Source organism: Microbulbifer mixtoriginis (SeqCode), assembly GCF_052467235.1.
Map to the genome: position 1 here is coordinate 3376611 of NZ_CP174305.1, position 23478 is coordinate 3400088.

Annotated in this window: 24 protein-coding genes and 1 pseudogene; 2 read left to right on the forward strand and 23 right to left on the reverse strand. The window is 44.6% G+C overall.

All coding sequences use genetic code 11. The features are described 5' to 3' along the window. Window positions 1-143 precede the first annotated feature (143 nt). A complete protein-coding gene (locus ACJJIO_RS14690) occupies window positions 144-854 on the reverse strand; it encodes a DUF3885 domain-containing protein (RefSeq protein WP_444908900.1) in 711 nt (236 codons plus the stop codon). 562 nt (window positions 855-1416) lie between these two features. On the opposite strand from ACJJIO_RS14690, the gene ACJJIO_RS14695 reads away from it, so the two are divergent. After that, on the forward strand, window positions 1417-2826 hold the full coding sequence (locus ACJJIO_RS14695) for a YdgA family protein (protein WP_444908901.1): 1410 nt from the start codon (window positions 1417-1419) through the stop codon (window positions 2824-2826). A gap of 259 nt (window positions 2827-3085) precedes the next feature. Here ACJJIO_RS14695 and ACJJIO_RS14700 read toward each other — a convergent pair whose 3' ends face one another. Next, a complete protein-coding gene (locus tag ACJJIO_RS14700) occupies window positions 3086-3319 on the reverse strand; it encodes a DUF5062 family protein (RefSeq protein WP_252084850.1) in 234 nt (77 codons plus the stop codon). 607 nt (window positions 3320-3926) lie between these two features. Between ACJJIO_RS14700 and ACJJIO_RS14705 the strand changes: the two genes are divergently transcribed. Then, complete coding sequence (locus ACJJIO_RS14705; RefSeq protein ID WP_444908902.1) at window positions 3927-4073, forward strand: hypothetical protein; 147 nt, start codon at window positions 3927-3929, stop codon at window positions 4071-4073. A 715-nt stretch (window positions 4074-4788) separates the two neighbouring features. On the opposite strand, the gene ACJJIO_RS14710 is transcribed toward ACJJIO_RS14705, so the two are convergent. The 21 genes and pseudogenes from ACJJIO_RS14710 to ACJJIO_RS14810 all read right to left on the reverse strand — a co-directional run bounded on the left by ACJJIO_RS14710 (window position 4789) and on the right by ACJJIO_RS14810 (window position 23035). After that, window positions 4789-4989 (reverse strand): hypothetical protein, encoded by a 201-nt coding sequence (locus ACJJIO_RS14710; RefSeq protein ID WP_444908903.1) that lies wholly within the window; start codon window positions 4987-4989, stop codon window positions 4789-4791. A gap of 28 nt (window positions 4990-5017) precedes the next feature. Further along, the gene (locus tag ACJJIO_RS14715; protein ID WP_444908904.1) at window positions 5018-6262 is read right to left on the reverse strand and encodes a cytochrome-c peroxidase; all 1245 of its coding nucleotides are present in this window, start codon (window positions 6260-6262) and stop codon (window positions 5018-5020) included. Continuing rightward, on the reverse strand, window positions 6256-6513 hold the full coding sequence (locus tag ACJJIO_RS14720; RefSeq protein WP_444908905.1) for a hypothetical protein: 258 nt from the start codon (window positions 6511-6513) through the stop codon (window positions 6256-6258). The genes ACJJIO_RS14715 and ACJJIO_RS14720 overlap by 7 nt, the downstream gene beginning before the upstream one ends. A 317-nt stretch (window positions 6514-6830) precedes the next feature. Next, the gene (locus tag ACJJIO_RS14725; RefSeq protein WP_444911001.1) at window positions 6831-6944 is read right to left on the reverse strand and encodes an IS3 family transposase; all 114 of its coding nucleotides are present in this window, start codon (window positions 6942-6944) and stop codon (window positions 6831-6833) included. A gap of 21 nt (window positions 6945-6965) precedes the next feature. After that, window positions 6966-7187, reverse strand: coding sequence for a transposase (locus ACJJIO_RS14730; protein ID WP_444908906.1), 222 nt, complete (start codon window positions 7185-7187; stop codon window positions 6966-6968). A 268-nt stretch (window positions 7188-7455) separates the two neighbouring features. Further along, on the reverse strand, window positions 7456-8076 hold the full coding sequence (locus ACJJIO_RS14735; RefSeq protein WP_444908907.1) for a class I SAM-dependent methyltransferase: 621 nt from the start codon (window positions 8074-8076) through the stop codon (window positions 7456-7458). Window positions 8077-8892: 816 nt separating this feature from the next. Next, complete coding sequence (locus ACJJIO_RS14740) at window positions 8893-9579, reverse strand: WYL domain-containing protein (protein WP_444908908.1); 687 nt, start codon at window positions 9577-9579, stop codon at window positions 8893-8895. Window positions 9580-9638: 59 nt separating this feature from the next. Then, window positions 9639-10124, reverse strand: coding sequence for a hypothetical protein (locus ACJJIO_RS14745; RefSeq protein ID WP_444908909.1), 486 nt, complete (start codon window positions 10122-10124; stop codon window positions 9639-9641). Between the two features lie 546 nt (window positions 10125-10670). After that, entirely contained in the window at window positions 10671-10916 is a 246-nt protein-coding gene (locus ACJJIO_RS14750) for a VF530 family protein (protein WP_226648534.1), read from the reverse strand. A gap of 751 nt (window positions 10917-11667) precedes the next feature. Beyond that, window positions 11668-12186 carry a hypothetical protein gene (locus ACJJIO_RS14755; protein WP_444908910.1) on the reverse strand — a complete coding sequence of 173 codons (519 nt, stop codon included), beginning with the start codon at window positions 12184-12186 and terminating at the stop codon, window positions 11668-11670. Between the two features lie 24 nt (window positions 12187-12210). Beyond that, a complete protein-coding gene (locus ACJJIO_RS14760; protein WP_444908911.1) occupies window positions 12211-12687 on the reverse strand; it encodes a hypothetical protein in 477 nt (158 codons plus the stop codon). Between the two features lie 1131 nt (window positions 12688-13818). Then, complete coding sequence (locus tag ACJJIO_RS14765) at window positions 13819-14313, reverse strand: T6SS effector amidase Tae4 family protein (RefSeq protein WP_444908912.1); 495 nt, start codon at window positions 14311-14313, stop codon at window positions 13819-13821. Between the two features lie 612 nt (window positions 14314-14925). Next, on the reverse strand, window positions 14926-15375 hold the full coding sequence (locus ACJJIO_RS14770) for a DUF6559 family protein (RefSeq protein WP_444908913.1): 450 nt from the start codon (window positions 15373-15375) through the stop codon (window positions 14926-14928). Between the two features lie 43 nt (window positions 15376-15418). After that, window positions 15419-15901 (reverse strand): YcxB family protein, encoded by a 483-nt coding sequence (locus tag ACJJIO_RS14775; protein ID WP_444908914.1) that lies wholly within the window; start codon window positions 15899-15901, stop codon window positions 15419-15421. Window positions 15902-16552: 651 nt separating this feature from the next. Beyond that, window positions 16553-16975, reverse strand: a complete 423-nt coding sequence (locus ACJJIO_RS14780) for a GNAT family N-acetyltransferase (RefSeq protein ID WP_444908915.1) — start codon at window positions 16973-16975, stop codon at window positions 16553-16555. 18 nt (window positions 16976-16993) lie between these two features. Further along, entirely contained in the window at window positions 16994-17482 is a 489-nt protein-coding gene (locus ACJJIO_RS14785; RefSeq protein WP_444908916.1) for a hypothetical protein, read from the reverse strand. Between the two features lie 709 nt (window positions 17483-18191). Beyond that, window positions 18192-18605 carry a hypothetical protein gene (locus ACJJIO_RS14790; protein ID WP_444908917.1) on the reverse strand — a complete coding sequence of 138 codons (414 nt, stop codon included), beginning with the start codon at window positions 18603-18605 and terminating at the stop codon, window positions 18192-18194. A gap of 97 nt (window positions 18606-18702) precedes the next feature. Then, complete coding sequence (locus tag ACJJIO_RS14795) at window positions 18703-19215, reverse strand: CbrC family protein (protein ID WP_444908918.1); 513 nt, start codon at window positions 19213-19215, stop codon at window positions 18703-18705. Between the two features lie 805 nt (window positions 19216-20020). After that, window positions 20021-20932 carry a hypothetical protein gene (locus ACJJIO_RS14800; RefSeq protein WP_444908919.1) on the reverse strand — a complete coding sequence of 304 codons (912 nt, stop codon included), beginning with the start codon at window positions 20930-20932 and terminating at the stop codon, window positions 20021-20023. A 360-nt stretch (window positions 20933-21292) separates the two neighbouring features. Beyond that, window positions 21293-21766: pseudogene (locus tag ACJJIO_RS14805) on the reverse strand (DDE-type integrase/transposase/recombinase); the annotation flags it as partial. Window positions 21767-22231: 465 nt separating this feature from the next. Next, the gene (locus tag ACJJIO_RS14810) at window positions 22232-23035 is read right to left on the reverse strand and encodes a hypothetical protein (RefSeq protein WP_444908920.1); all 804 of its coding nucleotides are present in this window, start codon (window positions 23033-23035) and stop codon (window positions 22232-22234) included. Window positions 23036-23478: the final 443 nt, after the last annotated feature.

Genomic DNA, 23478 nt, shown 5'->3' on the forward strand with positions numbered 1-23478 from the left:
CAATAAATGGAGATATTTAAGAAATGTATGGCGCAATAAAATAGGTGAAAAGGCGATGCAAGATAGAGAGAGCTGGGATTGGGATTCGTATGGGGAGTGGTGCGGAGGATAAATCAGGGGGCTGTGCCCCCCGATTTAAGGCGTTAGCCAAAATTCGTGTCCATCATCTCTCTATCGTAGTCGAGAAGGTATGAGTCGAATTTCTTGTATAGCTGAGACAGTATGGCCTTGTTGCCAATAACGTCCATGCCTCGAACATCATAAGGCCAAGCTTCAACTCCTTTAGTTAGGTCAAAGAGGTAGATGTTTACTAGCGGACATGGCTTGACGCCTAAGTCTTGTGCCATGCTGCACCAAAGTAGCTTCTTCAGACTTGATTTGGGTAGTTTTATCGCAATTGTATGCCAGTAATCTTCAGTTTCCCCCTCAATCCAGCCTTCATCTACCGCTACACGCTCAAGCCAGTGCTCTTTCTCTTTCACTTTCTTGGGAAATAATCCAATGTTTCTAAGCTCACGAAAAGTGGAGATAGAAGAAACTAGGGGTTCGTTACTAAAGATACGGTAACAGGCAACAATCTCCTTATCGAATATTTCTTCACATATTTCGTGAGATTTACGTAATGCTAAATCAAATTGATCGAGCCAATCTCCACCTAAGGAAAGCTCAAAACGAAGACCTCCTTTGTGGGCATAGAACAAAGGTCTTTCGAAAGCTTTTCCGGAAAATTGAGACTGGATTGATTCTCGAATATTCATTGTAGCCTTAACGCCGTCATAACCAGCTGGAGCACATAGTGCAGAGGTCCAGGCAGCTTTGCTGGCAATGGTTGATGGCTTTGGTACACCCAACATGGGCGTGGACTAATGGGGTGAAAGCCCCTGTAGGAAGATCACCTTTAATGGATTCCATTAAATGCTAACTAATAATGAATGGCAACTGTAATACCGCAAGGTCTTGTGGGGAGGAGGTCGATAGAAAAACTACGAGCTGGCCAAGGATACAGAAGCCGGGAGATCTAACGGGTAGAGTAAGTGATGCACTTTAAAGCTGAATGCAGGCAATAATTACAATCACAAATACATGAATTTATACTTTCCGGTGGCCCAGCAAACTGAATCTCAACTTACCAATGGTTACATTTACGCGATCCCTTATAGAATATAAAAGTTTGTACCAATTACAACTAATTACAGCGTTCGTATTTTCGGCGAGCAAGGCTTCCCGCCTCCAATATTAAGGACTAGATGTGGTGATTTTTATTGAGTCCACTTTACATATTGTTGTTATAGGGGCGTCCGCTTGTAGTTTACACCAAGAAAGAATAAGTATTTATATTTTGGCTTACAGCTGCCTGTAAATATGAGCTAATAATAGATTTACTTCTCAGTCAATTTGTAGTTTGGATTTGTTTTAATGAAGAAATTATTGAGTGTATTGCTTCCAGCAGCAGTGCTTACTGGTGTTGTTGCACCGAAAATTGCCGGCATTCAACTTGAGTCATCTATTGATGAAATAGTCACTGCCGCAAATGAAAATTCGGCATACACGGTTGAAATAAAAAGCATGGATTCATCCTGGTTTTCAACCCAGACTACCTTTTTGGTAAGCATGGATTTCAATGCTTTCTCGGGTGTGTCAGATACCCCTGAACTTGAATCTTTTTCTGTAGAAGTAGATTTCAGTGCTTCCCACGGCCCCTTTCGCTTCGGTGAACATGCCGGTTTCGGATGGCTTGGCTGGACACTAGAAGCTGCCGGTGATCAATTACGTGAACATTTGGTGTGGGCTGAGCAAACTCCTTTTTACCAGCTTCATGGCAATATGAATGTTTTAGGTGGTTATTACTATAACGACAGCATTACGCCATTTACTACTGATATTGAAGATCATAAAGCTCAGTTAACTTTCAGCGGTTTCCAGGGTAAAGGGCAATATCAGGATGGGCAACTAACTTACCAGGGGGGTGCCGATAGCCTTACTGTCACTTCTGAGTTAAGGGACGTCAAGGCTGAAAGTTTGACTATGGATATGACCATGGCTTCCTCCTTTAAGGCAATCTTTGAAAGTGCTTTTTATGATTCTGATATAACAATTAACCTTGGTGCCATCAGTTTAAATGATAGAGAACAAAACGAAAATATTGACATTGCTGACCTATATGTGAAGGGCAGTACTGAATTCAACCAAGAAAAACAACTGGGAAATATGCAGGTTGCCTACGGCTCTAAAAAGGTCGACATAGCTGAATTCCATGGTGAAGATCTGGCCCTTGAGATTGAGGTCGTCAATATCAGCCAAGAGTTTTGGAAGTCTTATCAGGATTTTGCCAACTCACCCAATACGCTGCCTGCTGAAGAGGCAGGAGCTAAGGCTATGGAGTTTATGAACGCTAATCTGTTATCTTTAGTGGCTGGCGAACCTCAAGTGAATGTTACCAGCTTACGTGGTACTTTCCCGCAAGGCAGCTTTAACAGTAACCTGCATACTAGCTTAGTTGGCATTAGCGCGTTACCGGAGCAACCACTAGATCCGGCTTTCTGGCTGTCACATGCCTTAGTTGACGGCAAGCTAAGCGGCGATAAAGCCCTGATTGAATTTATGGCCGTACAAGTGATGAAAGCTCAATTGAAAAATAACCCGCAAACCCAAGGCATGAGTGAAGAGCAGCTGGAGCAAGTAGCTGCTCAACAAGTGCCGACCATATTAGCGTCTCTTGAGCAACAAGGTTTGTTAGTATCAACCAATGACGGCTATAGCTCCAATATCAGTCTGAAAGACAGCGAGTTTAAGGTGAATGAAAAACCTATGCCGCTGCCCCTTTAGCGGATATTAGTCGTTTGTGATTGAAGTGGCTTATCTTAAGCCACTTCATACTCCTCTTCTAAGCCTGACGATTTATCGGTTTTCTTGTGTTAACGGTGTTTACCTAAGCTATAAACAAAGCCGGACATGGTTTCGTTTTTATTTGTGGTGAAACGTAGGAATATCGGCGCTAATGGCTGCTAACCCATGACTATGACTTTTTAAGCCCTTTTAGTATGTCTACCAAATACTTCCTGGTCTTACGATAAAACTCCTCTCTTCACTGCTTTGAGGCCCATATTGCTAACCTATGCATGATAGCCTTCTGTGATATTTTGTCTTCTGGAAGGGGTTGAATTAATTTATCGTGAACTAAAAGACGGTAAATATATTCGAGTTTCTCGTGAGCTGAATCGGTAGCTTCGAATTCGACAACGCCTCGCTTGGTGCCATATGCAGTACCGAGTGCTATAGCCTTTTTTACCATCTCTTTTTCGTTTTTGAGTTTCTTCATTATCATCTCTCAAAGAGGTCGTCGATATTACGCACCTAACGCCCGCCTCAACTGCCGGTGGCTACTGTCACCTTATTTATTAAGGTTTTGGCAAAAAAGATGACAATGGCCGGGGGTCAATTTACAGGCGCTTGGTGCACTCAGCATGGGCCTGGACTAATAGGGCGAAAGTCCCCAGTAGGAAGATCACCGCTAATGGATTCCATTAAATGCTAACTACTAGCGAATGGCAACTGCAATACCACGAGGTCTTTTGGGGAGACCGCCGCCAGCAAAACTTCGAGCTTACGAACAGAAACATTCAATAAGGTTTAGCTGGGTGATCTAACAGGTAGAGTCAATGATGCAGCTGTGCAGTGAAAGTTCACGTTCTTATCTAGGGAGATCTGTTTAGCTGTCAGCGTGGGCGCTGACTCATAAGTAGGTCCACCACTATCGTGGAGTAGAAAAAATGGTGGAACATAGCCAGCGCCTCGGTCAGAAATGACCAGGGTGATTAAACAGAACTCAGCCGACGGCCTAGTAGCCAAGTGCCAAGATTAATACCTTGGACACGGTGAAGGCCTCAACCAAACTCCAGGGTTAAAAGACAGGGCAGCCTACCGATATGTTGCCATCCGGCAATAAAGGTGCCGCAGCCATTGATGGGATTACCATCGATGAGTTTGTTCAGCACTTCAAGCTAATTGGCGATGAGATTGTTGAAATTATTCGGCAAGGTCATTATCAACGGCTTCCCGTTAGGCGTGTCTAAATTCGCTAGCCAGATGGTGGTCAGCGAGGTCTTGGGATACCTACAATCTTTGATCGTGTTATTCAGCAAGCTGTTGCCCAAGTTATCCACCCCATCTTCGATAAAAATTTTCGGAAATTAGCTATGGCTTCTGTCCAAAGCGATCACAGCATCATGCAGTGAAAATGCTGCGAAAGTATATCGAGGAAGGGAAACGAATAGCGGAGGATGTCGAGTTATCGAAATTTTTTGATCGAGTAAATCATGATTTCCTTAAGAGTTTACTTGGCCAAAGAATCAGCGATAAGCGTTTACTCAAATTGATCGCAAGCTACTTGCGCGCAGGATGTGTAGGAGATGGATATTGGAAAGCCTGTCATGAGGGGGGCCACAAGGTGGCCTTTTATCGCCGCAGTTCTCCAATATTGTACTCGACCTGCTAGATAAAGAACTGGAAAAACGTTGACATAATTTTATCCGCTATGCGGACGATTTTTGATTTTCGTTTCCTCTAAACGCGCGGGTGAACGGGTTATGGCGAGTATTAAACGCTTTGTTGAACGCAGGCTTAAGCTCAAGGTTAACGATACTAAAAGCCAAGTAATCCCCGATTGTTTTGAAATCAGCAGGCAGCAAGTTGCGTCGATCAGTGCTCTCGAATTTGTGTCAAAGCCTCTCACCGATATCTCTACTATCCGGTAGTGTCTGATTCATCAGGCGTTGATAGGGATAAAGTCTAGAAGTCAGATTCAAGGTCGATTGACTCTCGTAACCAGTCCCTGATGTTGGATTCAAAGCTATCTGGGTTTGGGGGGCATTTCTCATCGAGAATGAGGTCGGGATGTTTAGTGACACGGGCTACCATCCAGCTGAGCGAGATCTCCGAAAGCCTACTACCTGGATAGGATCCACCGATATTTAAATGGACTCCAGGCATCCAAAGCTGCTCGACAATTTGATTATCGTCAACGGCGCAGCGGCGCCTCGCCTTCGGGGTGTTCGAGGTCCTTTTCGTCGAACGCGTCGTCGGTCAACGTCTTCAGGAACGCCACGACTGCGGCTTCTTCGTCGTCTGTCAGCCCGAGGTTGCCCAGCTCGGCCCGGTTGACGTTCTTAGGGACTTCGGGTTTAGGCCAGCCGGTGATTCCGAAGTTCGGGTCGGTTGCGTCGGGCACTTCACCGAGCGTATCACGGGTGTTGTAGAAATGAACGATTTGCTCGAGCGTGGCGAAGACGCCGTTGTGCCCGTAGGGTGGGGTGATCTCAATGTTGCGGAGAGTGGGCACCTTGAATTTACCATTCTGCGATCCGTCGGGGTGCTTGGCGGCAATCTCTGGTCGACCGCCCAGGCCCAGGTCGAGTGGCAGGCTGTCGACGCCGTGCAGGCCGGCGATTCGCGGGTTCACAGGGAGCCCCAGGTTGTCGTAGGTGAAGTCGGTGAACAGGGCGTGCGGGTAGTTCGCCGGCGGCTTGCTACTATGGCAGTTGTTGCATTTTGCTTTGCCGTTGAACAGTTGGAGTCCCAACTGTTCCTGCGGGGTCAGGTCGATCTTGCCTGCAACGTAGTAGTCGTACTTGGAGTTGAACTCGGCGAACTCGTCAGTGGGCTCGAAGGACCCGATTGCGGCGCCGAACTTGGGGTAGACCATCTCGACCTGTGGCCACTTGAGGTCTACGCCGTAGAGCCGCCGGAAGGCCTCGAGATAGACCGGATTCTCCGCGAGGCGCGCGAGGACCGCCTCTTTGTTCGGCATGGCCATCTCCAGTGGGTTGAGTGGCGGTCCGATTGCCTGGTCTTTCAGCGAGTTGGCCCGGCCATCCCAGAACTGCCCGCCGACATAGGTCTGCTTCTGCTCATCCCAGTGGAATGGGGGGCTGAACGTCGCGTAAGCGGCGGTCTGGGCGTTGCGCGTGCCAAATTTCCCGGGCTCGGACCCGGGGGAGACCGGCATGTTTACGGGATCGGCGGCACTGCGTGGATCGGCGAAACCGGCCGAGTGCGCGTGACAGGTGACGCAGCCGGTGTTACGCCTGGCCGAGATGTTCAGGTCGTTGTAAAGAAGGAATCCCAGCTTAACCCGATCGGGGAGTGGGGTGTCCTGCAGCGGCGGAAGCGCCGCGGGTGTCGTGCCTGTTGTGGTGGCCGTTTCCCCCGTCAAAGGGAGGACGAAGACCGAGAAGGCAATCATGGTGCCGGCCACGATCAACATACCCAGCCCCCGCGCCTATTAGCTTTAATTATCTTGCTGTAATCCTCGTACTCTGCATGTTGCTTTACAGCAAATTCTCTCGCTGAAGCTACAATTTCGCTTCTTCTTTTTCTTTCAGAGACAGGGAACATTTTAATCTTATCCGCTGTATACATTTGCGTTACATTACATAGCGCCAGCTTCCACTGCTCCTTGGAAAGATCAGCGTATTTTGAAAAAACACTATGAAAAAATCTTGTATCTTTACTCATGAGTTAAGAGCCCTGATTTCATGTAGTAGTTGACCAGGGAGCCAGTGGTTCACTATCTATCTTTCTATTAAAGACCCTTTAAGTCCCAAAGCGAATCTATTAGCTACTTTAGATTATAGATTTCCTATAAAGTGGCAATCAGATAAATTTATTTGCAATTCAATAATCTACGGTAGCCTAGCCTCTTTAAAAAAATAGCTCAGGGGCGTGGCGCAAATAAGTCAGATTGCCAGGCTCTAACCACCGTTAGTAAATTTAAACGCCTATTTCAGTTCTTTCCCCCACTCTGTTGTGGTCAACTCCAACCGAACACACCTCTAAGTACATTTCTCAAATTCGATAGGGGCTAGGTCCCCCAGTGTTGTATGTATTCTGCGTGAATTGTAAAAAGCAATATAGGCTCTTACATCTGCTATCGCCTCCTTTCTTATCGGATAGAGATTTCCCGTTAATCACTCTCGCTTCAGGACGCTAAAAAAACGTTCAATCGGTATCTTATCCCGACAATTTTCCTCTTCCTGCTTCAGGCCCTTTATCCAGCGTCGCAGGTTATTGGCAGTTGTTCCTGCAGCCTCTGATAGCTTAGAAATCGAATCTCCTTGTTCAGAGATAAGAGTTTTGACGTCTTTCTTAAATGCCGGATTGAAATGCCGACGTGTACCTTTTGTTTTCATACTTCACCTTGCTCGTTAGTTTTACCATCTTCGCGAAGTGTCTGGATGGATTAGATCACTACACTGAACCTAAAATTCATAAGCTACAAGGCAGAGCTAGACCACCGATATGTTTCCAGTTAGATATGGTTGAGGTAGCGCACTGCCATGACATTCAACTCGATTGAAGAGCTGCTCGTCACTATCGTTGGGTAGAGATTTATTACGGATAGGGAACCGCCCATTGCGGACATGCATGATGGGTGGTGTGGGGGCCGGTAGCTAGAAACTACTGGTTACCCAGTTTAGATTTTTTTCTCGCTACGATGGAGAATATATGCCAATGGTGCGGTGTGCCATCTGCAGTTTCTCCTGAAAGGTCATGTTCAGTCCACTTTAATAGCTCAAAGTTACTGAGGTGTTTTTTAATCTTCGATTCATTCATAACTAGAGTATCACTCCAAAATGCTTCCTTATCATACTCAGGCCCAGCCATTGTGTCTTTCGGCCCAAGGAATGAACCGCAAAAGATTCCACCTCCCGTTAAAGAGTTAATTATTTTCAACCAAACTGACTCAAAATCTTTTTCAGGACAAAAGAAAAGACTGGCATCAGCAACTACCAACGAGGACTCAGGATAATGGAAAGTATTAAAGCTATCCCTTGATAGAATAACCTGCTCATCATCTTTGAATCGTTTACGACATCTAGATATAGATTCATTCTCGATATCAAAGGCATGAACCGTGAAATTATTACTGCGCAAATAAGCTATATCTGATCCTGCTCCACAGCCACAATCAACAGCAATCTTTCTTCCTTTTACTTCACCAAGAGCAAAAATTAAATCTTCACGAGTATCACTATGTTCTGTTGAGTCATAATAGTTGGAGATTTCTCTCGTTGACATTCCCTATCTCCGATGAGTAAAAAAATCTAACGCCTCCAACAGCGGCCGAGCGTAGCAAGGTCCAGCCCCGAAGGGGCGATGCTGTCTTTACTTGATAGGCCCAGCATGGGCGTAGCCTAATGGAGTGAAAGTCCCCTGTAGGAAGATCACCATTTAAAGTTAACTGCTAGCGAATGGCAACTGCAATACTGTGAGATCTTATGGGTAGGAATCGACTAGTAAAGCTATGAGCTGACGGATAGATACATCCTATAAGGCTTAGCCTGGAGGCGAGGTGGCCAAGGACACTGAAGCCATATGATCTAGCGGGTAGAGTCAATGATGCAGTTTTGTAGTGAAAGTTCACGATCTTATCTGATGAGATCTGTTTAGCTTGCTGTTGTGAAGCTGTCAGCGTGGCCTCTGACTCATAAATAGGCCCAACCCGCTAGCCACCATCGCGGGGATCGACAATAGTGGTGGAACACATCAGCGCCTAGGTCAGTAATGGTCAAGGTGATTAAACAGAAGTCAGCAGACGGTATAGTAGCCAAATACCAAGATTTATACCTTGGAAACGGTGAAGGCCTGAACCCAAAATCTACGAGTTAAAAGACAGGGCTGGTCTACAGATATGTTTTTAGTCTGATAAAGTTGAGGTGGCGCACTGTCATGACAGCCAACTCAAATGAAGAACTACTCGACACTACCGTTGGGTAGAGGTTCATTACGGATAGAGAAGTGCTCATTGCGGACCTGTACGAAGGGTGATGTGGGGGCTGGTAGCTAGAAACTAACGGCTACCCGGTTTAGGGGCTACATCCGTACTTGCTGGCTTCATATTTGTACTTGCGGATTACCCTGGAAAACGACATCCAGAAGTATGCTTTTATCGCTTACGGCGCATTCTTTGTCAAAACTAATTCCTTGTATACGATCAACACGAAACGTACGCATCTGCTCGCGGAGAGAGCAATAACCGAGCATATAGAAATTAGCATTACTGACAAATACCTCACCCACAAGCACCTTTCTTTCAGTAGCTATACCCTCATGATTTACATACTTCAGTGTTACTGGGCAATTCATACCATTTATTAATGTTTCTCTAGCTTCTTCCCACTCAACAGCATCAAACGGCTCTTGAGATTGGTATATGTTTTCATTCAGAAAGCCGTTTGCTAATGCCTCACCCAATATTCGTCTTTTGTTGCCTATTTCCTCTTTATACTCCGGGTGCTCTGAGGAAAAAACCCGAAGTGCACGCCATTTTTCTTCGAGGTGCTGCCGTAATGAAGAGCTTGAGCCAAAAAGATGCCTTAACCGCGTAATGACTTTGTCAGAGGTGGATTGATGTCGCTTTGACTTATCCCCCCTGATAGCGTTTATTTTATGTCGGCATATTTTCTTTTCCTGCCCAAGCGGGCAACTGCAGTTAATATATACAGTTTGTTCATCTAGCTCGATGACCACTTCTAACGGGGGCTTTTTTGCATTTCTTGAGTAATAAACGATAGCTTCCATTTGTCTTGCTCCTAACGTTTAAAATAGCTGCGCATTTATGAGTCGGCTGCCTTCGTTTGTTATGTTTTTTCTATTACGAAGTAACATTGTTTATTCCCAGGCTTTTCATATTGACTCATAGCCCAATCAGCCACTATCTTACGATGAGTTCGGAAAATTTCCACTTCATTTCCATCATCTCCCTGTCGAGTTAACATCCATCTTGGAGTAGAAAGGTCTTCCCTTACCCAAGGCATAGATTCGATAGCGATATTAAGAGTGGAGGCAATATCGTTAAGACTGTGTTTTGGTGAAGGATTGCACCCATCCATTTCCAGTGACACCCCCGGTTCCTGATTATCTTTATCTCCAAACCCTTGCAGAAAGTACTTATTTTTAGAAATTTTTATAAAGGTACAATAACACCCTCCAATCCCACCTTCTTCATATCGCTCGAAGGTTATTCCATGTGCTTTCTCAAATTTATTAACAGAATATGGCAGTGAGCTCAGGGTCTCACCTCCATACATTTTGTCCCATTTGTCTTCGTTAATTTGTTTTAGCACAACCTAAATTCTCTGGCCATACATAATTTCTAGCATGGGCGTTGCCTAATGGGGTGAAAGTTCCCTGTAGGAAAATCACCATTTAATGGGCGCCATTAAATGCTAACTATAGGCGAATGGCAACTGCAACACTGTGAGATCTTGCGGGGAGGAAGCCGCTAGCAAGACCACGAGCTGGCGAACAGAAACATCCTATAAGGCTTAGCCTGGAGGGGCACCGAAACGGGGTAGTCTAAGGGTAGAGTCACTGGTGCAGCAGTGCAGTGAAAGGTCACGTTCTTATCTGGGGAGATCAGTTTAACTTGCTGCTGTGAAGCTGCCAGCCTGGCCGCTGACTCAGAAGTAGCGCACTGCCATGACACTCAACTCAAATGAAGAGCTGCTCGACAGTATCGTTGGGTAGGGATTCAACGGATAGGGAACCGGCCATTGCGGACTGGCACGATGGGTGGTGTGGAGGCCGGTAGCTAGAAACTACCGACTATCCGATTTATGCGCCTGTCCCTGCCTAATCACAGCGACATCTATGTGGTTACCAAATAGTGCTTATTTACGATTACCCCACGGAGATTTATTTTCAAAAGTTGAGATATACAGATTCTCGACTTTATCTCGTGCCCACTGGGTTTTGCGTAAAAACTTGAGCGAAGACTTAATTGATGGGTCGCTCTTAAAGCAATTGATATTAATCCTATCTGCCAAACCATCCCAGCCATAATGCTCCTGCAATCGTGTAACAACTTTCTCAAGAGTAATACCATGTAGCGGATTATTTGGTTGTTCTTTACTCATTCTTCAATCAATACTCTATGTTTAATGACGCATAATGCCACGAGCATGGGCGTGAACTAATGGGGTGAAAGTCCCCTTTAGGAAAATCACCATTTAATGGTCGCCATTAAATGCCAACTACTAGTGAATGGCAACTGTAACACCGGGAGGCCTTGTGGGGGAGGAAGCTGCTAGCAAAACTACGAGCTGAGGAACAGAAATATCCTATAAGGCTTAGCTTGGAAGGGAGGTGACCAAGTGTACTGAAACCGGGAGATCTAACGGGTAGAGTCAATGATGTAGTTGAGTATTGAAAGTTCACGTTCTTATCTGGGGAGATTTATTTAGCTTGCTGCTGTGAAGCTGTCAGTGTGGCCGCTGACTTATAAGTAGGCTCAACCCGCTAGCCATCATCGGGGGAATCGACAAAAGTGGTGGGATACAGCAGCGCTTCGGTCAGTAATCACCACGATGATTAAACAGAAGTCAGCCGATGGCATAATAGCCAAATGCCAAGATTAATACCCTTGGCAGGGTTAAGGCCTGAACCTAAATCACTGAGTTAAAAGACAGGGCTAGCCTACCGATATGTTATCCAGTCGGTTAAAGTTGAGGTGGCTCACTGCCATGACACTCAACTCAAAAGAAGAGCTCCTCGATACTATCGTTAGGTAGACATTTAATTTGGGTAGGGAATCGCCCATTGCGATTTCGCACGATGGGTGGTGTGGGGGCCGGTAGCTAGAAACTACCGGTTACCCGATTTATATGATTACTCGCAGTAACTTAAGAACTCATCAAGTTGTACTTCATCAAACTCTGGAGCCCCTTGCTTGACTTGCTCTGGAATCATGGAACTCCACTGTTTCGCTTTTTGTGATACTCGCTCAATGAAGTCTTCATCTTCTTGTACAATCTCGTCTGCATTCTCTAGCGGTAAAGAAAATGCCACTTTTGTACCTTTTTCATCTAATGCGTAGTATTCGTAGCTACACTCATCGTAGCAATTACAACTAGCATAGACTTCGATACCTTTACCTTGTTTTAGAAGAGCATTAGCAATGTAACTCCATTCACAGCAGGCCTGTCCATATGTTGCGATTAGATAGTCGCCTATTAACTCCGATTTATCGAATCTATAGCTCTCGCGCTCATATGTTTTTGACTCTACACCAGAGTACGAAAAAAGCTCTTTTAGGGCCTCTGTTAAGTCCTCCCCATTTAGCTTTACAAGCTTTACCAAAAGCTCCTTAGGTGCTTTTAATACAAACTTTCCGGCTTCTTCAGACAAAACAATTCCTATTATTAAAATTGATTAATTATAAACCTCAGCAAACATTTCGATACCTTTAAGCAAGCTACTAAACTCTGAATTTAGGTCATCTTCTGTTTGGCTGTCCATTTCTGCTTTCACATTATTAAGAGCCCCGGCTAAGCTTTCATTATTAAGCCTTTCTGAGCTCATTTCGATGGTCTCACCATCAATTTTATAATGAAGTCCATTTCTCATAAAAATGGAGCCTAGTTCTATTTGTTTATTTAGAGTATTTTTTGCCTCTGCTAGCTTCTCTTTTAACTCCTCATAGTTGCCATGAGAGCGATAATACTCAGCTCTTTCTTCAAAAGTCTTAACTGTTATGAATATTCTTAAGGTCGGGGTTGCAACCCTTAACTCCTGCTTTAGTACATCGCGTACTGAAATATCTTCTCCAACCTCTAAGAGTGCTTCACCCCAATCAGCAAGAATCTCCCTTACAAGTTGATCCTTTCTATCAATATCTTTCTTATCCATGATGATTCCTCGTATTCATATAACGCCCGCCAGCACAGGCCGGAGCTTCGAAGCAGCGGCGGCCCAGCCCCGAAGGGGCGATTGTGCCTGGCCTTGGTACACCTAGCATGGGCGCCATTAAATGCTAACTACTAGCGAATGGCAACTGCAACACTGTGAGGTCTTGTTGAGGAGAAGCCGCTAGCAAAACTACGCGCTGGCAAATAGAAACATCCTATAAGGCTTAGCCAGGAGACGAGGTGGCCAGGGGCACGGAAGCCGGGTTGTCTAACGGGTAGAGTCAATGATGCAGTTGTGGAGTGAAAGTTCACGTTTTAACTGGGGAGGTCTGTTTAACTTGCTGCTGTAAAGTTGTCAGCGTAGCCGCTGACTCATAAATAGGCCCAGCCTGCTAGCTACCATCGTGGGTTATACAAAGTGGTGAAGCATAGCAGCGCTTCAGTTAATAATGATCAAGGTGATTAAGCAGAAGTCAGACGACGGCATAGTAGCTTAATGCCAAGATGAATACCTTGGACATGGTGAAGGCCTGAACCCAAAATCCACAAGTTAAAAGTTAGGGCTAGCCTACCGATATATTTCCAGTCGGATAAATTTAAGGTAGCGTACTGCCATGACACAAAACTCAAATAAAGATCTGCTCAACACTATCGTTGGGTAGAGATTCATTAAGGATAGGGAGCAGCACATTGCGGACTTGCCCGATGGGTGTTGTGGGGGGCGGTAGCTAGAAACTACCGGCTACCCGCTTTAGCACAGCTAGCTTTATAGTCAACTTTATTAGAAATATAATTGTGGTTCCACACGTAGATAACTGGCCATAGGGTATCTAGTATAAAAGCCTGAGCTTCTTCTTGATGCGTTGCTTAACACCTTTTTGGTGCTAACTCCGCGCTCTACTGCAGCTTGCTGCGCATTATCAGTTTTTTCGCCTACTTAACCAAGCAGCACCCACTATGGAAAGTAAAAGCCACCCTGACATTACGATGTTGAAATTACGCTGCTGATCTGCTTCAGAATTGTAGAGCCTGAAATCTGCCAGACTCAAGGCCCACCCAGCCAAATACACTAAGAAGAAATAAGCAATGCTGATGCAAACAAACGCGATGATAAACCAGAGTAATTTTTTCATCATGCTACCGGAAAGAACCTTATTTTTTTAGATTTACCTAAGTCAGACCAAATGCTTGGAATAACTATATTGAATCTCGTACGAAAGTATGAACCAATTCCAGTCATAGCTCTACCATTCCAGAGATCGATATGATCTCCACCGCTACCATCACTGCGGAGATAGTAATCTTCAAAGCATATAATTCCTTTCCTCGATTCTACTTTTTCTCTCCAGTTTTCACCGGTAATATTTTCAGTAACTAGCATATTTGGAATTTTTGAGTTTTGAATCCAATCTGCAAGCTCTGCTGCTGCGAGAATATGTTCCTCTCCTGGGTGAACCCAACACTTCCTTCCTTTTGGAAAAGTATTGAATTTAATACCAGATTTTTTCATTGCATGACTTAGCCGAATCGCGCATTGGTTTCCAAAAAGCTTTTCACCATCCCGGTTCTTTGCGTCGCATGGATCTTCATTTGGGTAGTTTTCCCATAATCTATCAAAACGTATCATTTAACTTCCTTGTTGGTTTGCTATTTCCGACTAAAGCTAACGCCTGCCTTAACTGCCGGCAGCTTTTGTACGGCTTTTGTACAAAAGGTACCAATGGCCGGAAGTCAGATTGCAGGCGTTTGATATGTCTAGTATGGCGTGAACTAATGGGGTGAAAGTCTTCTGTAGGAAGATCACCGATTAATGGTTTCCATTAAATGCTAACTACTAGTGAAAGGCAACTGTAACACCACGAGGTCTTGTGGGGAGGAAGCTGCTAGCAAAACTACGAGCTGATGGGCAGAAACATCCTATAAGGCTTAGCCTGTAGGCGAGGTGGCCAAGGACCCCGAAGCTGGGTGACTTAGCGGGTAGAGTCAATGGTGCAGTTGCGTAGTGAAAGTTCACGTTCTCATCTAGGGAGATTAGTTTAGCTTACTGCTGTGAAGTTGTCGGCGTGGCCGCTGACTCAGAAGTAGCGCACTGCCATGACACTCAGCTCAAATGAAGAGCTACTCGATACTATCGTTGGGTAGAGATGCATTACGGATAGGGTGTCGCCCATTGTGGATTCGCTGATGGGCGGTGTGGGGGTCGGTATCTAAAAACTACCGGCTACCCGATTTAAATGCCTTAATCTGTGCTGCCGTTATCCATACCATGTGAACCGCCACCAAAGTCAGAGCCAACAGATGCAACATCGTTACTACTAAAATTTGCATTTCCGTAAAAATGAAGATCTCCTACTTTTCCACGCATTGCTCCGTAATCACACACTTCACCAATTTCATGATGATATGCATCAAATTCCTTCTTTGAGCAAAAAATTGAAATCGCGTAACAGGTATAAATAATTGAGAGCCCTGACCTCTCAATCGTAGCCCTTACTTGTTTTGGGCGATACCTTTTAGATTTTCCATAATCTTTCGCTAGCAACTTAGGCAATTTCCGTAAGTACGATTTTATCGCTCTATTTCGCTGTATTCTTCGGATGAACTGCATTACGTGTTCCTTGTGTGCATTTAACGCCTTGCCAAGCGGCGACCCCGTAGGGTCGTCGCGTTTGGGCAGCTTGTTATGCATTGTATTAGCTGCATTGTAGGCACGACTTTAATTTTTATTGAAATCAATGTTTACCCTTAATCTTGGTAACGATCTCATTAATTAATTCAGCAGGTAATAACGATTTAGACAAGTACTGCTGCCCCCCGGATTTAGCCACCAAAATAAGCCCTAAATCGGTTTCAATAATATGCTCGATATCTGTCCACGACAGAGCTGTTGTCGTATAAGGATTCTGTGTCTGGATTCCATCCTTATCTATGGTTAATTTCACCTCACTACCGGCACTTTTCCCAAGCATCTGCCGTGCTAACCACCAAGCTCGTCGATATCGAATGTGAATCAGTTCCAGCACGCCTAATGCAATTAACGTGCAACTTGCGATCTTAGGTTGCTCAGTAAATAATAGTAATCCCGCACCAGAAGATAATAATAATGTAGGAAGAAGATAATTGGGCTTGACATTTTTCCCATAGGGTAGAGACTGATCATAGCATTCGGCTAGGTAATCTCTAGATAAGGTAAATTGAGTATTAAAAGGCTGCATAAAAACAACTTATTGTATCTGGTAAATTTGTCGTAGCACTACAGTGAGTGTCAGGATGATTCTTTAAGCTAATGTCAATTACGCCACATCTCCCAATAAGACCTCGGTCTAGTCCCACATAACGCCCTTAGCAACGGCAAATTACGGAATCGAAGGCGCAGTAATTTGTCCACTTGCCTAAATTTGGCACACCCAGCATGGACGTGAACTAATGGGGTGAAAGTCCCTTGTAGGAAGATCACCGTTTAATGGGCGCCATTAAATGCTAACTACCAGCGAATGGCAACTGCAATACCGTTGGGTCTTGTGGGGAGGAATTCGCTAGCAAAACTACGAGCTGGCGAACAGAAGTATCTTATATGGCTTGGTCTAGAGGCGAGGTGGCCAAGTGCACCGAAGCGGGTAGAGTTAATGATGCAGTTATGTAGTGAAAGTTCACGATCTTATCTGAGCAGATCTGTTTAGCTTGCTGCTGTGAAGTTGTCGGCGTGGCGGCTGATTCAGAAGTAGCGCACTGCCATGAGACTCAACTCAAGTGAAGCGCTGCTCGACACTATCGTTGGGCAGAGATTACGGATAGGAGCCGCCCATTGCAGACCCGCACGATGGTGGGTGTGGGGGCCGGTGGCTAGAAACCACCGGCTACCCGATTTATATGACTGTAAGCGTCATTTGGTAAAATTTATCATCTTCTTTTTCTATGACAAACCCTAGGCGACCATAAAGTCTATATGCTGGACTACGTTTAAATACTCGTAGATCAATGAACCCTAGTTTTTTTTGCCTTGCAAGCTCGGTTACTTTAGAGATAACTAAAGCGCCTAACCCTTTGTTTTGTTGATTAGATACAACTTGAATATCTCGTAGTTGACAGCGATTGTTTTCAAATGAGAGTCTAACAATCCCAAAAACTCCATCATCATTCACTACATCATAATTCTCAAGATTTTCAATTGCACTGCGTACATCTGATAAAGTCCAGTCAACGCCATACATGTCATAGTACTCCTGCATGTTGGCAAGAGTAAGTTTTGCAGATTTATTCAAGTCTTTGGTTTTAATAAATTGCATCATTGGTCAAGTCATAACGTCTCAAACACCGGGCGTCGCGACAGTGGCGTCCGAATGATTTGACTTATTGGAAGTGAAGTGGTCAGCAATTTGAGCTTCCACTTCTTTTCTACAAATCTCAATAACTTTATCGCCCACCTTGTCACTGAATGAAGATTTAAATATGCATTGAATAAAAACGCCTTTTTCACCAGAACTAAAAGACACATTTTTGTAGCGAAGACCTAAAAGATTACTTAAATCTTGATCTTGGAGCTCTACAACTTCTTTTTGAATTTGATGGTGTAAATTGCCATTCCAGACAAGGTTAGCTATGACAGGGGCGGCCTTGAGATTCTCCTCATGATTCTGGCCTCCCTCAACTTGAATAGTATAATTCTTTGAAGTGGATACTTCGCAAGCACCAAGAAAAAGAACGGTTATTAATAAAATGGCCCTCATTTGAAACTCTTTACCTCTAACGCCTAAAGCACCTGTGGCAAAACCAGAGCGAAGCGGCGGTTTTGACATCGGGTGCCTTTACTTGATGGGCCCAACATGGGCGTGAATTAATGGGGTGAAAGTCCCGTGTAGGAAGATCACCGTTTAATGGGCGCCATTAAATGCTAACTACTAGCGAATGGCAACTGCAACACCGTGAGGTCTTGTGGGGATGAGGCTGCTAGCAAAACTACGAGCTGACGAACAGAAGCATCTTATATGGCTTGGCCTAGAGGCGAGGTGGCCAAGGGCACCGAAACGGGGTGGTCTAAGGGTAGAGTCAATGATGTAGCTGTGCAGTGAAAGGTCACGTTCGTATTTGGGGAGATCTGTTTAGCTTGCTGCTGTGAAGTTGTCGGCATGGCCGCTGCCCAACCCGCTAGCCCCCATCGCGGGGATAGAAAAAAAGTGGTGGAACACAGTAGCGCTTCGGTCAGTAATGGCCAAGGTGATTAAACAAAAGTTAGCCGACGGCATAGTAGCCTAATGCCAAGATTAATAGCATGGACACGGTGAAGGCCTGAAGCTAAATCCCCGAGTTAAAAGACAGGGATAGCCTACTGATATGTTTCCAGTCGGATAAAGTTAAGGTAGCGCACTGTCATGACACTCAGCTCAAATGAAGAGCTGCTCGACACTATCGTTAGGTAGATATTCATTACGGATGGGGAGCTGCCCATTGCGGACCCGCATGATGGGTGGAGTGGGGGCCGGTAGCTAGAACTACCTGCTACCCAATTTAGGTTTTGTTCACGGCCTCTATATGTTTTTTTAGACGTATATCTTGACTGCGAGGACCATTGACATTATGCCATGGGCTAGGCTGAGCTGAGCAGTTGAACTCAATAAACCAATCGGGCATTCGCAACACAAGGTACTTATGGAGAAGTTCACGAAAGTACTCAAAACAGTCTTCACTATATTGGTTTTGCTGACTGATTTTCGCTGCCCACCCTTCTGTAGGAAATAACCCTTCATGCCGCAAGTATTCAATAAAATCTAGCCACTCATCTTCAGCTCGTTTCTCACCATAAGCATCTAGTAAGCATGACTCATAGCCTCTCACAAACATTTCTAGATCCAGAAGATTAGCTTTTTGACCGACTCGCCCCAAGGTCCCGTTAAATCCGGGCCCTGGATGTTCAAGTGACATTATATAAATTCTTTTTATGAGCATACCCATCAATACCTAACGTCAACAGCAAGCGGGCCGCTTTTTGGCGTCGCCTAGGCTGTTTTTGTTATGAATTTTAGTTTGCATCCCACACCCAGTATTTATTGCCTTCCAATGTAAATAGGTAAACCGAGACATCACCGGCATCTTTGTAACTGTTCAATTTCTTTTCTGGTAGTCTATCCCACAGCCATTCGATCTCTGACACTTCCTGACCTTCCCCTGAAAATGACTTCAAAAAATCGTCCTTACTTTCGAAATCTTGCTTAGATGCAATTCTCTCGAACACAGGAAACTCGCCGTTTACTAAAGGCCATGCAGTTTCCTGCCAAGTGGGTAACGCTGGAGTCTTATACATTAGAGTGACCGACTCTTCCGAATCATCGTCGTAGAATTGGTTTGCTTCTATTTCTAAGTCGATTAACTTTCCAGACTTGAGACAATCTTCGCAAATACAGTCAATTTCATTGATACCAGGGTAGCCGCCAGTATCAAACCAAAGTCCTACTTTGCTACAGACAGAACAAGGTTGCGGGCTGTCTACTAGAAGTGCAAACCCTTCTGGATCTCTAAAGTATCTGAATTCCATGCTCTTACTCATAGCGACTACAACAGGGGTGGATGGGGCGCAGCGTAGGCCGTTCCGCGAAGGGCCAAAGGCCCGTAGCAACCTACTTGTACTTGGTACGCCCAGTATGGGCGAGGACTAATGGGGTGAAAGTCCCCTGTAGGAAGATCAACGTTTAATGGGCGCCATTAAATGCTAACTACCAGCGAATGGCAACTGCAATACCGTGGGGTCTTGTGGGGAGGAAGCCGCTAGCAAGACCACGAGCTGGTGAACAGAAACATCCTATAAGGCTTAGCCTGGAGACGGAGTGGCCAAGGCCCCCCGGCTGATCTAACGAGTAGAGTTAATCAGTAAGCGGTACATAAACGAGATTTTATAAATTGCTATGGCAGACTGGCATGATGTCCCTCCATCAACTTCGAAGGGAAGCTCCATGAATCAGCTGCAGTGGCAAAGTGCGGAATAAAAACTTAACTTACCGTCCGGAAATAGTTGATTACTGCACTGTCGAGCGGTGCAGTATGCTCCAGTTGATGAGCTTGCCGGCGGTAATCCATTAATGATATGTGAGTGGTAAAACTATAGAAGTGGAGATAGAGGAGGAAGGTATCCTTTAGCAGTAGTAGAACTCCTTCCAAAGCCAACTATTAAATTACTTTTCTATCGGCGGTGTCTAATTGGAAGTCGCTAATAGTCGACGTGTATTGAAGTAAAATAACGTGATAGTTTGAATCCTGCCAAAACTATTAATTACCCCTTGGTGAGTGGCATGCGGCCACCCGCTGTAAGGGTGGCCTTCACGATGATTTATTATTAGTGAAATCTAGTCACTATTGAGATATGTGTAAAGCAGATAATCATGGTACTCCTCATCTGATAATTCGGCATCTTCCTTCAGCTTCTTAATCAGTGCAATTTGTGCTGGATTATCAAAAGTTAAAGGTGTTTTAATTGTACTTTTGGGCCTTTGTTTGATTCTTCCATCGGGACCTGATCGATAGTACCAGTTATTGGTGATTGCGACTTTTCTATCGTCATTCCCTTCAACAACTCTTGATGTTATACCTTCATGGTAGGTAATCATTCTCCCATCCCTCCCCCAGGTGGTCTTCCATGGTGAGAGTGGTGGAATGGCTACCAGCCTTTCATCAAAACCGGAGTCTGTTAGCCAGCCTGCAGGATAAGCTATCAATCTTGAATCGCGTCCTTGATCGGATTCCCAGCCGGGAGGTACTACAATCTTGCGGTAATCACTGCCTGCTTTAACATTTTTTCCCCACAGTCTGTTACCGTGTTCATCTACATCCCAATCCCCTGGAATTGCCACGCCGCGACCATCTCCCCCTTCAAAGTACCTCCATTTACTATAAGGATAGGAAATTACCCTTCCATCATCTCCTTCTTGTGTGTAAAAACCGTGGGGATAGGCAACAATTCGGCCATCCGAACCCTCGCGGTGATCCCACTCATGGGGAAAAGTGATCCAACGACCATCGCTGCCTTTCGCTATTCGCCAATCGGCAGGGTAATGGAGTACACGTCCATCCCAATCATCTTGATGGTCATTATCCAATGTTTTCCAAAACGGAACATCTTCAGTATTGACATTTACACCCAGATGAACCGGCCCTGGCACTACAGCCTCAAAACCAGACTGAGCATTTACTGTGGAGGTAAAACAAAGGGAAATAAGTATGAGTAAAAGAGCTTTTCCATACAGGGCTTTAATTTTCATAAAATTGCATTTCTAATCTTAAATTTTATATTTATTCTTAATGGTGTGAGAATTCAGCTGAGAAGTAGGGAAGAAAAAGATCATATAGACCTATCATGTGGATTTTTTGGATAAAAATTCTCCTTGCTGGATTTCATGAGGTAAAAAATCCACCCAAATATTGCATACATAAATGCAGCAGGCAATAAGGAGTCGAACAATCGTACTTATTTTGTGGGTCGAAGGAGAAGAAACACGCTTAAGAGTTAATATTCATAATTTTGTTTTTTGTCATGAAAGCCACATTAGTTCTTCTTTGGCAATTTTCCTCTCTAATGTCTCAATATCTTGATATTTAGGTATCGGAAGGAGGTGTAGTGGTCAACTATTTCTGGACAGTAGGTTAAATTTTTCTTCCACTTTTGCAGGCGGTAATCCGTCATTGTATTGGTGGGGACGCTTCCAGTTGTAGTAAGTCATCAAGTAATGGCTGATGTCGCGGCTTGTTTCTGTGATGGAGGTGTAACCGAGAGAGGGTATCCATTCGCTTTTCATACTCCGAAACAGTCTCTCCATTGGTGTGTTATCCCAGCAATATCTACGTCAACTCATGATCTGAGTCATTCAGTAGCGCCACAGCCGTTGGTGGAACTGATGACTTGTATACTAACAGCCTTGATCCGAGTGGAACATAACTCCATCGGATCTTCCTCGCTGTTCCCAAGCCATTTCCAGTGCTTTTATAGTTAATACTGTATCTGGGTGCCCTGAGAGAGCCCATCCAACGATACGATGAGCATGTAAATCTATAATGGTAGCTAGGTAACAACAGCTTGAGCCAGTCCAGATAAATGATGCAATTGTGTAGTGAAAGTTCACGTTCTTATCTGAGGAGATCTGTTTAGCTTGCTGCTGTGAAGCTGTCAGCGTGGCCGCTGACTCATAAATAAGCCCAACCCTCTAGTGATCATCGTGGGAATAGATATAAGTAGTGATACACAACTGCGCCTTGGTCAGTAATGGTCAAGGTGATTAAACAGAAGTCAGCCAACGGCATAGCAGCCTAATGCCAAGATTAATACTTTGGACAGGGTGAGGACCTGAATCTAACTCCATGAGTTAAAAGACAGGACTAGCCTACCGATATGTTTCCAGTTGGATAAAGTTGAGGTAGCGCACAGCCATGACACCCAACTTACGTGAAGAACTGCTCGACACTATCGTTGGGTAGAGATTCATTACGGATAGGGAACCGGCCGTTGCGGACTCGAATGATGGGTGGTGTGGGGGCCGGTAGTTAGAAACTACCGGCTACCCGATTTAGCCGCTTTCTTTGGGTGTATAGACTATGCCAGCTGTTATCTTATGATGTCCATGACAAACTGAACAGTTCCAATTTGTACCTATTTTATATTCGCGGTGCCAAAGCATTTGTGTTCCTGAGCATGTTGGTCCTGAACAAGGTACTTCTATATACATTGGTTCCCAATGAACTTGGCTTTTATTGATAAGTGTAATTTCATATGACGCTAAACAGTTAAGACAGTTTGCAACATATTTTTCAGAGCCTGGTCGTATTCTCCGAACTATCTTATTGTCGCACTCATCACAATCCAGAGATGCGCTGCGTTTCATATTTAGATTATAAACACTGGAAGATATTGCTTCACCAATAATCTTTGAAAGCTTCAAGCATCTAGACCTTATTTTATCAGATGATGAATTTGGTCGTTTAGATTGTTCGATAGTCTTTGTATGAAGGTATGATCCAATTCGATCATAGTAATCTTTAATCTCTTTTAATGACAATAGTCGCTCATTTCCCAGTTTCTTGAAATCACCTTTTACACCACCGTTTTCGTCTTCTAGCGCAAAACTTAAAGTTGAGCTTTTGTCGGCAAATGGATCAATTTCCAACAATATGGATAAAAGCTTCTTTGGCTGCCAAGTGCTTAGTTTCTTCTCAGATAGTTCTTCATGATAATGCAGAGCTTTTTCATAAATTAAAGCTTCTAAAGCCATTCTCAAATCAAGAGCAACGTAATGAAGTTCATTGTCATTTTCTCTTTCTAAAATAGTATTTGCTCTATCAAGGGCTGTTCTAGCAATGTCACGATATTTCAATATTTGTTCCCAATGTTTGAGGATGTGGCAGCGGCTAACGCCGCCATAATTTGCCGCCTGAAGTGCAGCGTAAGGCGGTCAAATTGATGGCTTTGGTACGCCCAGCATGGGCATGAACTAATGGGGTGAAAGTTCCATGTAGGAGGATCATCATTTAAAGGGTTCCATTAAATGCTAACTACTAGCGAATGGCAACTGCAGCACCGTGAGGTCTTGTGAGGAGTAGGCTGCTAGCAAAGACGAATAGAAACACCCTATAAGGCTTAGTCGGTTAATCTAGCGGGTAGAGCCAATAATGCAGTTGTATAGTGTAAGTTCACGCCCCTATCTAGGGAGATCTGTTTAACTTGCTACTGCGAAACTGTCAGTGTGGCCGCCGATTCATAAGTAGACCCAACCCGCTAGCCACCATCGTGGGGATAGAAAAACGTGGTGGGATATAG

Coding starts and splice junctions, on each gene's coding strand:
- ACJJIO_RS14800 (WP_444908919.1), bottom strand. CDS start 20,932: ATGAAAATTAAAGCCCTGTATGGAAAAGCTCTTTTACTCATACTTATT.
- ACJJIO_RS14750 (WP_226648534.1), bottom strand. CDS start 10,916: ATGAGTAAAGAACAACCAAATAATCCGCTACATGGTATTACTCTTGAG.
- ACJJIO_RS14740 (WP_444908908.1), bottom strand. CDS start 9,579: ATGGAAGCTATCGTTTATTACTCAAGAAATGCAAAAAAGCCCCCGTTA.
- ACJJIO_RS14705 (WP_444908902.1), top strand. CDS start 3,927: ATGTTGCCATCCGGCAATAAAGGTGCCGCAGCCATTGATGGGATTACC.
- ACJJIO_RS14775 (WP_444908914.1), bottom strand. CDS start 15,901: ATGCAGCCTTTTAATACTCAATTTACCTTATCTAGAGATTACCTAGCC.
- ACJJIO_RS14770 (WP_444908913.1), bottom strand. CDS start 15,375: ATGCATAACAAGCTGCCCAAACGCGACGACCCTACGGGGTCGCCGCTT.
- ACJJIO_RS14785 (WP_444908916.1), bottom strand. CDS start 17,482: ATGTCAAAACCGCCGCTTCGCTCTGGTTTTGCCACAGGTGCTTTAGGC.
- ACJJIO_RS14710 (WP_444908903.1), bottom strand. CDS start 4,989: ATGCCTGGAGTCCATTTAAATATCGGTGGATCCTATCCAGGTAGTAGG.
- ACJJIO_RS14760 (WP_444908911.1), bottom strand. CDS start 12,687: ATGGATAAGAAAGATATTGATAGAAAGGATCAACTTGTAAGGGAGATT.
- ACJJIO_RS14720 (WP_444908905.1), bottom strand. CDS start 6,513: ATGAGTAAAGATACAAGATTTTTTCATAGTGTTTTTTCAAAATACGCT.
- ACJJIO_RS14715 (WP_444908904.1), bottom strand. CDS start 6,262: ATGTTGATCGTGGCCGGCACCATGATTGCCTTCTCGGTCTTCGTCCTC.
- ACJJIO_RS14700 (WP_252084850.1), bottom strand. CDS start 3,319: ATGAAGAAACTCAAAAACGAAAAAGAGATGGTAAAAAAGGCTATAGCA.
- ACJJIO_RS14765 (WP_444908912.1), bottom strand. CDS start 14,313: ATGATACGTTTTGATAGATTATGGGAAAACTACCCAAATGAAGATCCA.
- ACJJIO_RS14690 (WP_444908900.1), bottom strand. CDS start 854: ATGTTGGGTGTACCAAAGCCATCAACCATTGCCAGCAAAGCTGCCTGG.
- ACJJIO_RS14790 (WP_444908917.1), bottom strand. CDS start 18,605: ATGTCACTTGAACATCCAGGGCCCGGATTTAACGGGACCTTGGGGCGA.
- ACJJIO_RS14695 (WP_444908901.1), top strand. CDS start 1,417: ATGAAGAAATTATTGAGTGTATTGCTTCCAGCAGCAGTGCTTACTGGT.
- ACJJIO_RS14735 (WP_444908907.1), bottom strand. CDS start 8,076: ATGTCAACGAGAGAAATCTCCAACTATTATGACTCAACAGAACATAGT.
- ACJJIO_RS14795 (WP_444908918.1), bottom strand. CDS start 19,215: ATGGAATTCAGATACTTTAGAGATCCAGAAGGGTTTGCACTTCTAGTA.
- ACJJIO_RS14780 (WP_444908915.1), bottom strand. CDS start 16,975: ATGATGCAATTTATTAAAACCAAAGACTTGAATAAATCTGCAAAACTT.
- ACJJIO_RS14730 (WP_444908906.1), bottom strand. CDS start 7,187: ATGAAAACAAAAGGTACACGTCGGCATTTCAATCCGGCATTTAAGAAA.